General features: G+C 30.2%; 13 protein-coding genes. 2 read left to right on the top strand and 11 right to left on the bottom strand.

Annotated features, from left to right (window positions below):
- Nucleotides 1-537: 537 nt before the first annotated feature.
- Both B4H69_RS07330 and B4H69_RS07325 read left to right on the top strand, forming a co-directional pair.
- Nucleotides 538-1,569, top strand: coding sequence for a pirin family protein (locus B4H69_RS07330; RefSeq protein ID WP_180904505.1), 1,032 nt, complete (start codon nucleotides 538-540; stop codon nucleotides 1,567-1,569).
- A gap of 119 nt (nucleotides 1,570-1,688) precedes the next feature.
- Nucleotides 1,689-2,216 (top strand): SRPBCC family protein, encoded by a 528-nt coding sequence (locus tag B4H69_RS07325; protein WP_244957941.1) that lies wholly within the window; start codon nucleotides 1,689-1,691, stop codon nucleotides 2,214-2,216.
- Between the two features lie 45 nt (nucleotides 2,217-2,261).
- Here B4H69_RS07325 and B4H69_RS07320 read toward each other — a convergent pair whose 3' ends face one another.
- The 11 genes from B4H69_RS07320 to B4H69_RS07270 form a co-directional block, all read right to left on the bottom strand.
- The gene (locus B4H69_RS07320) at nucleotides 2,262-2,864 is read right to left on the bottom strand and encodes a DUF417 family protein (protein ID WP_180904504.1); all 603 of its coding nucleotides are present in this window, start codon (nucleotides 2,862-2,864) and stop codon (nucleotides 2,262-2,264) included.
- A gap of 64 nt (nucleotides 2,865-2,928) precedes the next feature.
- Nucleotides 2,929-3,753 (bottom strand): AraC family transcriptional regulator, encoded by an 825-nt coding sequence (locus B4H69_RS07315; protein ID WP_244957940.1) that lies wholly within the window; start codon nucleotides 3,751-3,753, stop codon nucleotides 2,929-2,931.
- Nucleotides 3,754-4,180: 427 nt separating this feature from the next.
- Nucleotides 4,181-4,729 (bottom strand): hypothetical protein, encoded by a 549-nt coding sequence (locus tag B4H69_RS07310; RefSeq protein ID WP_180904503.1) that lies wholly within the window; start codon nucleotides 4,727-4,729, stop codon nucleotides 4,181-4,183.
- Nucleotides 4,730-4,739: 10 nt separating this feature from the next.
- Nucleotides 4,740-5,282, bottom strand: a complete 543-nt coding sequence (locus tag B4H69_RS07305; RefSeq protein WP_180904502.1) for a hypothetical protein — start codon at nucleotides 5,280-5,282, stop codon at nucleotides 4,740-4,742.
- 300 nt (nucleotides 5,283-5,582) lie between these two features.
- The gene (locus B4H69_RS07300) at nucleotides 5,583-6,215 is read right to left on the bottom strand and encodes a response regulator transcription factor (RefSeq protein WP_115000421.1); all 633 of its coding nucleotides are present in this window, start codon (nucleotides 6,213-6,215) and stop codon (nucleotides 5,583-5,585) included.
- 3 nt (nucleotides 6,216-6,218) lie between these two features.
- On the bottom strand, nucleotides 6,219-8,489 hold the full coding sequence (locus tag B4H69_RS07295; RefSeq protein WP_180904501.1) for a sensor histidine kinase: 2,271 nt from the start codon (nucleotides 8,487-8,489) through the stop codon (nucleotides 6,219-6,221).
- 122 nt (nucleotides 8,490-8,611) lie between these two features.
- Nucleotides 8,612-9,205: a hypothetical protein gene (locus tag B4H69_RS07290; protein ID WP_180904500.1), complete on the bottom strand. Its 594-nt coding sequence runs from the start codon at nucleotides 9,203-9,205 to the stop codon at nucleotides 8,612-8,614.
- 832 nt (nucleotides 9,206-10,037) lie between these two features.
- Nucleotides 10,038-10,163 carry a hypothetical protein gene (locus B4H69_RS07285; protein WP_244958057.1) on the bottom strand — a complete coding sequence of 42 codons (126 nt, stop codon included), beginning with the start codon at nucleotides 10,161-10,163 and terminating at the stop codon, nucleotides 10,038-10,040.
- Between the two features lie 44 nt (nucleotides 10,164-10,207).
- Nucleotides 10,208-10,888, bottom strand: a complete 681-nt coding sequence (locus tag B4H69_RS07280; protein ID WP_180904497.1) for an NAD-dependent epimerase/dehydratase family protein — start codon at nucleotides 10,886-10,888, stop codon at nucleotides 10,208-10,210.
- A 3-nt stretch (nucleotides 10,889-10,891) separates the two neighbouring features.
- Entirely contained in the window at nucleotides 10,892-11,770 is an 879-nt protein-coding gene (locus B4H69_RS07275; RefSeq protein ID WP_180904496.1) for a flavin reductase family protein, read from the bottom strand.
- 9 nt (nucleotides 11,771-11,779) lie between these two features.
- Nucleotides 11,780-12,748: a fumarylacetoacetate hydrolase family protein gene (locus B4H69_RS07270; RefSeq protein ID WP_180904495.1), complete on the bottom strand. Its 969-nt coding sequence runs from the start codon at nucleotides 12,746-12,748 to the stop codon at nucleotides 11,780-11,782.
- Between the last annotated feature and the right edge of the window lie 131 nt (nucleotides 12,749-12,879).

The following is a 12,879-nucleotide window of genomic DNA, read 5'->3' as shown; positions in this document are numbered from 1 at the left end:
TTTTCATCAAACCAAACATCTTCATAACCCTTGCGATCAATGATAACCATCTATTGTTACATTCAAATAATCAAAATCATTGAATATTTCGATGTTTCGTGTTCCGTTTTTATCTGTAAATGTTCCTTGGCAAATTGGCATTTTATGTAATAGTATTGCTAATTTTTTTTGAAATAGAGATGATTTTCTTCATTCGATTTAATATTTTAAGGACTTTTAGATAATGTTATTGTTACCAAATAATATGGAACTTCATTACGATTTACATGAAATTATTTTATCCGTTTTCATTTGTCCGTTTTTAATTGAAAATTGATTGAATAAATATCCGAAATAATTCAATAATATTTATCCCTGATAATAGCGAATTTTTAGATGGATGAAATAATTATTAATGCCAAATTGACATCTTATTACATTGATTTGTAGAGGATTTGTCTTGAACTTAATTTGTTTTGTAATAACTGTCATATCAATGGGTTAATTGGTGATTTGGTTCACATTTTGAATACGTATTTGTACATTAAATCAATACATATGAAAGTTAAAAATATAAATAAAGTTGTAGGCCCAATGCCAATTCGTGATCCATTTATTTTAGGTGCATATCATTACGATTTGTATCCAAAAGGAAATGGAAAAATGGGGGTTGATGCCGAATTATTAAAAGGTAAAAACATTGGTCAAGATTTTGACAGAAATGCAGATTGGCGAATGTATCATGGCGAAACAATTCCAGGTTTTCCACATCATCCACATAGAGGTTTTGAAATTGCAACGATTGTAGAAGAAGGTTTTGCTGATCATTTTGATTCGAAAGGTTCAAAAGGTCGTTATGGAAATGGCGATGTGCAATTGATGAGTGCTGGTTCTGGCGTTTTGCATGGCGAAATGTTTCCGTTGTTGAATGATGAAACTGAAAATCCATTCCGATTATTTCAGATTTGGTTAAATATGCATTCGTCAGATAAATTAACAGAACCAACGTACAAAATGCTTTGGAGTGAAACGATTCCACAAAAAGATGTGAAAGACGAGGAGGGAAGAAACGTGAATGTTCGAGTGGTTTTGGGTGAATATGCAGGTGTAAAATCGCAAGATCCTTTAGCGCATTCGTGGGCGAGAAATCCAAAACATCATGTCGGAATTGCTTTATTGAATATGGATCCTAATGCTTCGTTTACGTTGCCAGCAGTTTCTGAAACGATGAATAGATTTGTGTTTTTTTATGATGGAGTAGATGTAATTTCGATTGATAATTACAAAATTCAGCAAAGACATTTAGCAGACTTGAATGGAAATGAGGAAATTATTATTCAAAATGGAAATTCGCAAGCTAAAGTTTTGATTTTAGAAGGTGAACCTATCAATGAGCCTGTAGCGGCTTATGGACCTTTTGTAATGAATACGGAGCAAGAAATTCGTGATGCTTTTGCAGAGTATCAAAAAACACAATTTGGTGGTTGGCCTTGGGGTGACAAAGAAACCGATATCGTAAATCCGAAAGAAGTGGGACGTTTTGCAAGTTATAATTTTGGAAAAGAGTTGGATGAACCAGCTTTGAAATAAGTTTTAAAAAAAATGATGATGTCAGAAGTTATTCTGACCTTTTTTATTGATTAGTATAAAGAATTTTATAGTTTCTAATCAAAATAAAATATAAATTAGTAGTAAATAAATTACACTTTATGAAACTATTAAAACGACTACTTTGGATTGTTGCAGGACTATTTGTTGTATTAACTATTACGATGTTTGCGATTGGGAAAAAATATCATTTTGAAACAACAAGAGTATTGAATGCGCCTATCGAAAAGGTGTATGAACAAGCGAGTTCTTCAAAGAAATTTAACGAATGGAATCCTTGGATGGATTTAGACCCTAATTTGAAATTAACTTATTCTGGTACGCAAGGACAGCCTGGAGATGAGTATTGCTGGGAAGGAAATGACGATGTTGGACAAGGTTGTCATGTGATTACGGCTTTGGTTCCGAATCAAAAAATTGCAACCAAAATGATGTTCAAAAAGCCTTTTGAAAGTGATGCTACTTCTGATATCGTGGTAACAAAAGAAGGAAACGGAACGAAAATTACGTGGAGTATGGATTGTGAATTGGATTACCCAATGAATTTGATGAAACTGATGATGGATTCGCAAATGGAAAAATCTTATGGAAAAGGTCTTGATAAATTAAAAACTTTAGTAGAAAAATAATCAACAAAAATGGGAAAGCAATTAATCTTTCCCATTTTTTATAGACTATCTTTTTAATATTCTTTTTGCTGCTTCGGAAGTACAAATTAGTCCACCTGCCATCATGATAATATCTTTTATTACTAATCTTCCAGCACCTGATAAATAAGGAAATCCGAATTGTGGAGTAGGGAAGTCGCCTCCCAAATTAAGTACATATACTTCTGGAGTCGTAATTAAAAATGAAAGCGTCACAATGGACATTCCGAAGGTTAATAATCCTCCCCAAAAACCTATTTTCGGAAACCATATTCCCAATAGAACTAATATTCCGATTCCTACAATCACAGCTCCTAAACCATAGGAAAACACATAAGTTCTGTTTTTTGTATGCCAATCAATATTTTTTTGAACTGTTTTTCCTTCTGGATTTTTATATAAAGTATAAGCAGCAACCGTTTTTCCGTTTTCATCTACCGAAGTTTCGTGAACATTTTGATAAAAGAAACTCATAAACGGACTGTTGATTACGAACGGAACAATGCCATCGGCTTCGTATTGAAAAGCTTTCAAGCCACCAATCCAAATCATCACAATAGCGATTGCAATTCGAAGAAAATGAACAAATTTTTGAGAAGAATTCGCGAAAAATAAAAGAAAGTGATTCATAATATTATATATTTAAATCACAAATTTACAGCCAATTAATCTTCAAATGAATGGACAAAAAAGGTTATTCAATGGATTTTTTAGCTACAATTGATACTCCAACTTGTTCTCGAAAAGTTTTTGGTGAAACACCTACTTCTTTTTTAAAATAACGGCTAAAATAAAATTCATCTTCAAAACCTAAATCACGAGCAATTTCTTTGATGCTTTTATAGGTGAGATGAATTTCTTTTTTTGCTTCTAAAATCAATCTTTCTTGAATTAATTTTGAAGGAGTTTTTCCATAATTTTTCTTGATTTTTTTACTAAATGCATCTACAGATAAATGATAATAATCGGCATAGTACGAAACAGATTTTTCGTTAATAAAACTATTCTCTAGAAGATTATAAAAGTTTAACGAATCGGTTATTTTGGTAGAATTTGTTTCGTTCTGAATTTGTTTTTCTCGACTACTCAAAGCCAAAATGAGTTGCAAATAGGTTTTAGAAACTGCGACATTGTATGAAAGTTCGAGGTTTTGTAAAGATTTAAACTTATCAATAATCCATTGAATTTCTTCATATATAGGATCAGAAACTCTAACAAAAGGTGTTTCGTAAATAGAATTGAACAAAATTCCATTACAAGCAACTTCCTTTTTGTGGTATTCGATGCAATAAAAATCCCCATGAAATTTAAGAATTTTTACATCCGTAAAAGCTGTTTTTTTCCATTGCAACAATTGGTATGGCGAAAGAAAAATCAAGGTTTTTCCTGTAGTTGAATATTCATTAAAATCAATTGAAAAATTAGCCATTCCATCCATGATCACAATAAAATAATAAGGAGAAGAAATATCTTTTTTGTTAAAATTTTCTGGATCAAACAATTGCAAATCGATATTCAAAATAGAGTTTTTTACGTTTTGATCAAATTTAGTAAGTTTAAAATTAAATCTTCTATAAATAGATTCTTCAAATCAAATCATTTTTTGATTATCGTATATTTATAATTTATTAAATAATTGAAAGTTATGTATTTAATAGTGTTTTTGTTATGTCGTTAATGAAATAAGTACTAATATAATTAAGACTTGTTAAATCTCTGTTTTTGTCCATACAATTATTAAAATCACTGCACTTACAAATAGTCCAACAATTCCACTTATTAGAAACGAAACAAAATAATAAGTACTTTTTTTCGGTTTATTTTGTATAGTATTGACAATAAGTGCAAGGATGGTATATAAGATTCCTGATCCAAAAAATAGCATTAATACGAGAGAGATTAAAGCGCCTTCTATATTTAAGTTTGCAGATGATAGCATATGGTTGTTAGTTTGGATTTGTGATATTCTTCTTAGTAGACAAATCAAATGATTTTTCAGCTACAAGTTTCAATTTCGGAAGTTTTGAACCTGTGCGTTGCGTGACGCGATCTTCATACAGTTCAATTTTAATTACTTTCGCATTTTTCGGAATCGTATATGATTCCATTTTTGAATAATTATATCCTTGTACCGTTGCACCTTCTTTTCCAGCAATATTGACAATTTCTGTAAAATATTTTAATGTGATGGAATCTCCAATTGGTTCAGATTTTTCGAAACGTATTTTTTTAACTTTATTGATAGAAAGTCCACCAGAACTAATATTTCCTTGTAATTGAAAAATTAGTTTATTATCCGATTGATTTTGCATTAAAATAGCATGTTCCAAACGAGCTGTTTGGGGTACGTATCTTGACTGTGAATAGATTCTGCCCGTTTCAGTATTTTGCGCAGTTACTCTGGCAGGAGCCGCTAATATGGTTTCTATTTTCAGTTTGTTTTGTGCTGAACAGCTCAAAAAAGGGAATAACATCAATATATATAATAATTTCATTTTTGATAAATTATTTATGGTAAACTTTTAAAGCTTTGATTTCATACGTTTCTTTATCAAGTGTATTAACTTTAAGAGAAACGTATTTTTGATTGAACTTATCTAAGTAACTATTAGTGTTTTTGTCATATTTGAATGCTTTATTTAATTCAGATTTTGAGATTATACGTGAAAAATCGTTTTGAAAATTGACTTGATCTAGTTTTGAAACTTCATATTTTTTGAATGAAGTTGAATCATAAAAATTATTCTTTTCGAAATATAAATCCAATCCTAATGATTTGTTAGAGAATTTGTAGGTAATAGTATATAGATTGTAATCGTTTCCGCAATATTCTAAAGTATCATTTGTTTGATAATTGTTTTGAATCGAATCTTTCTCGAATGTGATATGTTTTGTTTTACTAAAATTTTCAAAATCTTTTATTGTTGATTGATTTAATTTTAACCCTTCTATTTCCCAATTTTTATCAATTGAAATTTTATCCGTTTCTGTTTGTAGTTTATTACATGATATAATAACTAAAGAAAAAAACAACAGTACTATTTTCATAATTTAAATAATTAGGAGAATCACTTACTAGCTTAGTTAATAATGATTTATTTTTAATAACTATTTATCAAAATTGCAAAAAATAAAGAAGGAAGAGGTCACTACTTTTAGCTAATTTGTAATAAAAAAATCGCTTAAGTAGAGAACTAAGCGATTTTTCAATAGAATGTAGTTAAGGTAATAAGAATTGGTTAGTAATCTTATTTTGGGTTGTTTAGTCGGTTGAAATATAGGTTGTTATTTCTTTTTCAAAATTGATGAAAATTTTAGAATTAAAATATCCCTATTTATAGGTATTTTTTAAGGTTTTGAAATCAATCCATATTCTATGGCTGATGTGATTGCCGAACTTAAATTTGATGTTTTAAATTTTTCGATCAAATTCTTACGATGGCTGTCAACTGTATGTGTACTGATAAATAATTTATCTGCAATTTGTTGTGTTGTTAATCCTTGCGCAGCTTCAATTAAAACCTCTTTTTCGCGACGTGTCAATTTCGGGATCGTATTCAAACCATCTTTTTCTTTTTTGCTCATCACACTTTTGGTTTGCGAACAAAGAAATTTCTTTCCATCAAAAATAGAATTAATTCCTTCTAATATTTCATCAACAGAAGCGTTTTTCTGAATATAACCAGATGCACCTTCTTCCAAACAACTATTAATCACAGCGTATTCATTGTGCACGCTCAACATAATAATGTGCATTTCAGGATATTTTTTCTTGAAAGGTTTAATCAATTCAATACTATTAGTGTCCGATAAATTGATATCTAATAAAAGAATATCAATTTCTGTGGTTTTTAAAGCTTCTTGTAATTGTTGAGCCGAAGCATAACAATCGACCACTTGTAAATTTGGTTGATTACTCAAAATATTTCGCAAACCTTCTAATAATAATGGATGGTCGTCTGTGATTGCTATTTTTATCATAAGTTATATTTTAGGAAATTGGAACTCTATACTTGTTCCTAAATCGATTTCTGAATGTATATTTAATTGTCCTTTTAAAAATTGGACACGCGACTGAATATTATGTAAACCTGCTGATTGCGTTAGTTTTGTATTATTCATATCAAAACCTTTCCCGTCATCTTCTACAGTGACAGAATAATTGTTTTCATCTTCAACAAATTGAATGATAATTTGTGTTGCATGTGCATGTTTAATGGCATTATTTACTAATTCTTGAATGATACGATAGACCAATAATTGATGCTCTTTGTCAAGTGAATTCGTATAGCTCAAAAATTGAACATCAATATCCAATTGTTCATTCGACATTCGGATTGCATATTCTTTTAAGGCTTCTTCCAAACCATATTTCAACAACAAATCTGGCATTAAATTATGAGCTACGCGACGTAATTCATCAACAGCTCCATCTAATTGTTGAATAGATTTTGCCATGTCCTTTTTAGAATGATCGTCAATTTTATCGTTTAAATGAGTGAGCTGAATTTTTGTTCCAGAAAGTAAACCGCCCAAACCATCGTGTAAATCACGTGCAAGACGAGCTCGTTCTTGTTCTTCACCATTAAGAAGAGCCGTTAAAGTGGATATTTTAGAATTTTGACGTTCTTGTTCGATTTCCAACTTGTATAATTCTTCACGTTGCTTTAGATGTTTGTTACGTTGTTTTAAAGCATAAAGCAATAATCCAAGTAAAGCAATAAAGAAGATGATAGAGAAAATGTAATATTTGTTTAATTTATTCTTGAAATTAAGTTCGGTGATATAATTAACCAATTCATCTTTTCTATTTTTATTTTCGAGTTTAGAAAGCCTTAAATTTTGTTCAGAAATCGTTAATTCTTGAGAACGTTTATCAGATTCTAATCTGGTTAATTTTAATTGCTTACGTTGAAATTCTTCACTTAATCTAGAATTTTCTAATTCTTGTTCTTGTTGAATTCCTAATGAATGCATCAGTTGAATTTGTTGTTCTTTTTTCTCGGCTTCTAATTGCAAACGAATCATTTGTTGTTGTTGACGTTCTTTATCAAACTGAGCTTCCAAACGTTTACTGATTTGCGCTTGCTCGTTATCATAAATTTCTTTGTAAGTGGAAGTGTACAATTTATAATAACGCAAGGCTTCTTTGTAATTTCCTTCACGATCTTCAATATCAGATAAACTCAAATACAGCGAAAGTAGAATATTCTTGTCTGGAATTGTATTTTCATGAACTTTTATAAGCGAATTAAGTAAATAGTTTTTTGCAGTAGAAACTTCATTATTTTGCAAAGATAATTCTGCTAAAATACCATTGGCGGCGGCAACGTGATCGGATTGATTATTTTGTTCTCCAATCTCTTTTGCCAAATAAGCATATTTGATAACTTTTCCTTGATAGTTTTTGGGATAAAATTGAAGATATAAATTGGCTAGATTAATAGCTACAAACGACAAGTCTGTTGCGGTAGCCATTTCATTTTTGTTTTTATAATACGTATTTATGGCGTTAGTATAATATTTTTCGGCTAAATCTCGTACTAAAATATTTTTCTCGTTTTGCATAAATTTTTGCTCATACATGTATCCAATCGACATATAAGAAGCAAAAATTAAATTAGGATTATTTTGTTTAAGTGCTACTTCTAGAGCAAGTTTGCTGTATTTTTCTTGTAATTCATAATCATCCCATCTCGAATAAATTCCAGTCAATTCGTTATAAATAGAACTCATTCGTGTAAGAACAGTTGGCGTAACAGTAGCTTTATCTAGAAATTTAAGACCATCAATAAAGTTTTTTACAGCCTTAGAGTCTTCATTGTTTCTTAAATTCAACCATCCTTCGCAATATTTAACATATCCTTTTGTTGAATAATCAGTTGTGCGTCCGCTGTAATAAATTGCTTTTTGCAAATTATAATTTGTTGCACTCAAATTATCATCAATACGATTATTCATTGCAGAAACAGCATGTAAATATGCAGCATATTTTCCGTCACTCAGTTTTTCGGCGCTAGAAATATTTTGTTTCAAAACAGCGAAAGCTTTTTCTTTTTGATTATTAAACAATAAAGCTTGCGCATATTTTCCTGTTATTTCGTATCGTTCAATAGAATTAGGAGCTGTTTTATTATATTGATTCTCAAAATTAATCAGTACTTCTTGTGCATTAGAAATTCCACTAATAGCAAATAAAATGATGACTATAAGTTGGAAAAAATGAATTTTTAAAGCACTGTTACTTTTTAACATATTGTGATGTTGAGTTTATTTGAGCTAATATAATGTCTTTTGTAGAATCAAAGAAACTAAAACAATCCGCAGACTGTTTTAGTTTACACATAAGTTGAGGTAGGTTGAGGTATAGGTTATTGTTATTTCTTAAAATTAATATGAATGTTAAAGAATTCACCCTTTTGAAGAATTCCGTCTAAATTTCGATCAATAATTAAAGCAATATGTACTTGATCGTTGTCGTAAATATTCCAATCCATTTCAGCGTCGTATTGATAGACACCTTTTAATGTCCATTTGTAGATATCCCAATTTCCTGATGTTCCAATTTTATCCACACGTTTTTCATTATTTGAAACATAATATAAATATTGATGTCCATCATACGATAAAAACGGATAATATATGACTTGGTTTTTCTCTGCAGCAAAACCACTACCAGATTCAAAATATGGAATGCTTTCTATTTTTATTCCTTCTTGAAAATTAACATCAGCCGAACTATCAGTTACTAATGCTTGTGCAGCATAAAACAGATTTTTCTTCTCTTGATAAGGTTTATTTAGATATTCAATACTAAATTCTTCAGGACGAAGCGTAATTATTTGATCAGCTTCATTAATAGTATATGTTTTATTTCCTTGTTTTATTATAAGATTGTTAGTTGTATATTCTTGTGCATTTCCAAAAGAAGCCAAAAGACTACAAACCATTAGAACCATTATTTTTTTCATCTACTTTTCTATTTTGATAGTGCTAAATTATCTCGAAAATTCTTCAAAAAACTCACTATAATTATTGAATTTACTAGATTAAATGGTAAATGAAAGTAATAACGAATTTAGTTTAACTAATGGTACAAGAATAACAACTGTGTACAAATATCAAAAAGTAGATGAAAATACGCTGGAGCTGATAGAATATCGTGATAAAAATAATGATGGAAAAGAAGATAAAGTCTTAAATTATTATGAACGTAAATAACGCAAAAAGACAACTTAATTAGTTGTCTTTTTATTANNAAAACAATATAATTCCCTGCTAATTTATCTTTGTCAATATCAAACAAATGCAATTCAATTTCTTGTTGAATTTTCTTTAAATCTTTAATTGGTATTAATATCGAAGTCTGAAAAATAACTTCTGGTAATTGAGAATCTTCTAAATAATCAATGAAAACTAAATCTCCAACATCTAAATCATTTTCATTTTTAATTTTCTGAATTGCAAAATCTAATTTTGAATACTTCATAGAAGAATATTTTGTTTGATATAAACCAAAATCTCGATTATAACTAATTGTTTTATTATTTATAATAATATTCTCTTTTCCATAAATATTCCACAGAAAATATCGAATAATAAAATAGAAAATAAGGAAGCTGATTATAGAAATTGGAACAATGAAATTTTGTGGATCCGAATCAATTATTGTGATTAAACTAATCGGAATTGAAATCATCAATAAAATGCAAAAGAACAAAAAGAATTTTCTCCTTTTAGAAGGATTAATTTCTAAAGTGACGTACAAGTTAATGTTATCTTTTGCTATTTTATATTGATTTATCATCTATTCAATTCTTTTATCCTTGCTTTGTTTCTTCCGTCCAAAAGTGACGCAACAGCCCAAATTGCTGCGGGCAACCATCCAATTAAGGTGATTTGTAAGATTAAGCAAATAACGCCTTGTATTATTTTTCCTCTTAAAATGAATGATAACCAAGGTAGGAGTACGGCTAATATGATCTTTGTGTTGTATTTATTGAATTAATTATTTCGTTGTAATGTAAAATTGAAACTTTATTTGATGTTGAATGCAAATCATTTTCAATAAGTGATTGTGCAACTTTTTCAGCTTCAATTGATTTATATTTAGATAGGCTTCCTCGCAAAAAGAAATTAATTAAAGGAAAAACTTTTGCACTTATATTCTCAGCCAAACGATATTCCGCTCGATTACCAATTAACAAAGATGGACGATATAAGAATAATTGTTTGATAGTATTCTTTTGCAAAGTTTTTTCGGCTTCGCCTTTCATTTTTAAATAAAAATTAGACGAGTTCGCATTTGCACCAACTGCCGAAATATAATGAAACTTAGTTAATCCTTTTTGATTCCCAAGCTTTGCAAATTGATTCGGAATATCGACTTCAATTTTATGATAAGCATCTAAATCAGGCGTCTTTTTTCGAGTTGTTCCCAAGCACGAAAAAATAGAATCTATTTGCTCAATTTCATCTAAATTAATTTCTGAATTGAAATCAGTTACGATTTCAATTAAATTTGGATCATTGATTTGTTGAGGTTTTCGAACAATTGTGACAATAGTAGAATAATCAGGATGATTGAATAACTTTTTTAAGAGAAGAGAACCAATTAAACCTGAGCTTCCTAAAACCAATGCAGTTTTACTCATTGTCTAAATTTTCATTAACAACCAATACCACGCACCATTTACATCACCTTGTTCCAAAAGTTTTGCTGCAACTTGATGACGTACTTCTGCAGATTTAAATTTCTGAATATCTAATCGTTCTGTCAATTGCTCTTTGAAATTACGAATCATTTCATTAGTTGGTAATTTTTCCACATTTCCTAATTGACCTAAATTGTTACTAGTTAAATAATTAGAATGCTTTACTTCATCTGGAAGTTGATCTATTCCCAAACCAATTGTACGCGTAGGTTTTTCGACTTCGAAGATAGATTCTGGAATAACTCGGCAATAATAATCGCCTCCCATGCGAGCAACTAAATCCAAATCATAAGGCGAAACTTTATCATTTTCATCCAATAAATCCTCTTGCACATGCATGCGCACAATTTCAGCAATCACCAAATTAGCTGCACCTGGTTGATCTGTAACAGAAATTACTTCACGCACTTTACATTCAAACTGAATCGGAGATTCTGCTACACGAGGCGGTTTTACCAACTCTGAAGGTAATTCTGTAAAGCCAGCTTTTACAAATTCATTTACACCTTTTGGATATTCCACACTTGCTAACGATTGTTGCTGAACCATGTTATAATTGACAATATTAATCACACATTCTGGGTGTTCCCAAATGTTTTCTAATGTATGTTTTGTCGATCCATCTCTCATTTTTCGAAGTGGTGAAAACACGCAAATAGGTGGATTTTGTCCCATCATATTGAAGAATGAAAATGGACTCAAATTCACATTCCCATCTTTATCTACCGTACTTGCAAAGCAAATAGGGCGTGGAGAAATGGCGTGTTTGAAAATGTCATCAAATTGACTTGTATTTGGCTCAAAAGATTTTGTATGTTGCATAAGTTGAGTTTATTGGGTATAAAGATGAACAGAATTTACTAATTTTCCTAATCCTGTAACAGACATTTCGATGGTATCATTTGGTTGTAACCATTGTTCTTGATAAGCTGGATTCTGACGTTTCCCAGTGCCATTCAATTCAAGAAAACAACCTGTACCAACAGTTCCAGATCCTATAATATCGCCAGGATAAAGTTTTACACCGTACGAAATACGTTCAATAATTTCCGCGAAAGTCCAATGCATATCTTTGAAATTTCCACGAGAAACTTCGATATTATTAACAGAACAAGACATTTCTAAATCATAGCAATTTCCAATATGTCCTTCTTTAGGCTCAACTTTATATTTTTCGATTTCGGTTGGAGTGACTAGATATGGACCAAACATAGAAGCAAAGTCTTTTCCTTTTGCTGGACCAAGATTCAGTTTCATTTCTTCCATTTGTAATGCACGTGCACTCAAATCATTTAAAACCATAAAACCACCAATATATTCGTCCGCATTTTCTGCTTTGATATTGATGCCTTCTTTTTTGATGACAATAGCCACCTCAAGTTCAAAATCCATTCGATCGAAATGTTTTTCCATTGCATAAACTTTTCCTAGACCTTGAATAGCTTGATGATTAGAAAAATAAAATACAGGAAATTGATCAAACTCAGGAATCATATCCAAACCTCTGTTTAAGCGAGAAGTTTCTACATGTTGTCGAAATGCATACGCATCTCTAAAACTTGCTGGATGAGGTATTGGTGCTAAAATTTGTGGTTCTTTTACCACCGTATTTTTATATTCACCACGTGAAATTTCGTGTGTAATCTGTTGACAGATTAATAGTGAAAACTCGTCATCTGCTAAGATTTCGATTAGAGTAGAAGGTAAGTTGTGATTAATTTTTGTCAAATCATAGATAGCATCTTGCCAAACAAGACCTACTTTTTCTTGCTGATTTTCTAAGAAAGTAACGAATTTCATTATTTGTTGTTTGAAATGTGAAGATACGAAGATGATTTTAATGTTGAGGTAATTTGTATCATTAAAGATTTTAAAAATCATACGGGCTAAAATATTTTTAACGTTATCCGTTGTGCATTTTGATAATTTTA

It is taken from the genome of Empedobacter sp. UBA6745 (genome assembly GCF_002453775.1).
GTDB lineage: Bacteria > Bacteroidota > Bacteroidia > Flavobacteriales > Weeksellaceae > Empedobacter > Empedobacter falsenii_C.
This window is presented reverse-complemented; position numbering and strand designations above follow the sequence as displayed.

Bases quoted from the DNA above. Each gene is read 5' to 3' on its own strand.
- B4H69_RS07330 (WP_180904505.1), top strand. From the start codon at position 538: ATGAAAGTTAAAAATATAAATAAAGTTGTAGGCCCAATGCCAATTCGT.
- B4H69_RS07325 (WP_244957941.1), top strand. From the start codon at position 1,689: ATGAAACTATTAAAACGACTACTTTGGATTGTTGCAGGACTATTTGTT.
- B4H69_RS07320 (WP_180904504.1), bottom strand. From the start codon at position 2,864: ATGAATCACTTTCTTTTATTTTTCGCGAATTCTTCTCAAAAATTTGTT.
- B4H69_RS07310 (WP_180904503.1), bottom strand. From the start codon at position 4,729: ATGAAATTATTATATATATTGATGTTATTCCCTTTTTTGAGCTGTTCA.
- B4H69_RS07305 (WP_180904502.1), bottom strand. From the start codon at position 5,282: ATGAAAATAGTACTGTTGTTTTTTTCTTTAGTTATTATATCATGTAAT.
- B4H69_RS07300 (WP_115000421.1), bottom strand. From the start codon at position 6,215: ATGATAAAAATAGCAATCACAGACGACCATCCATTATTATTAGAAGGT.
- B4H69_RS07295 (WP_180904501.1), bottom strand. From the start codon at position 8,489: ATGTTAAAAAGTAACAGTGCTTTAAAAATTCATTTTTTCCAACTTATA.
- B4H69_RS07290 (WP_180904500.1), bottom strand. From the start codon at position 9,205: ATGAAAAAAATAATGGTTCTAATGGTTTGTAGTCTTTTGGCTTCTTTT.
- B4H69_RS07280 (WP_180904497.1), bottom strand. From the start codon at position 10,888: ATGAGTAAAACTGCATTGGTTTTAGGAAGCTCAGGTTTAATTGGTTCT.
- B4H69_RS07275 (WP_180904496.1), bottom strand. From the start codon at position 11,770: ATGCAACATACAAAATCTTTTGAGCCAAATACAAGTCAATTTGATGAC.
- B4H69_RS07270 (WP_180904495.1), bottom strand. From the start codon at position 12,748: ATGAAATTCGTTACTTTCTTAGAAAATCAGCAAGAAAAAGTAGGTCTT.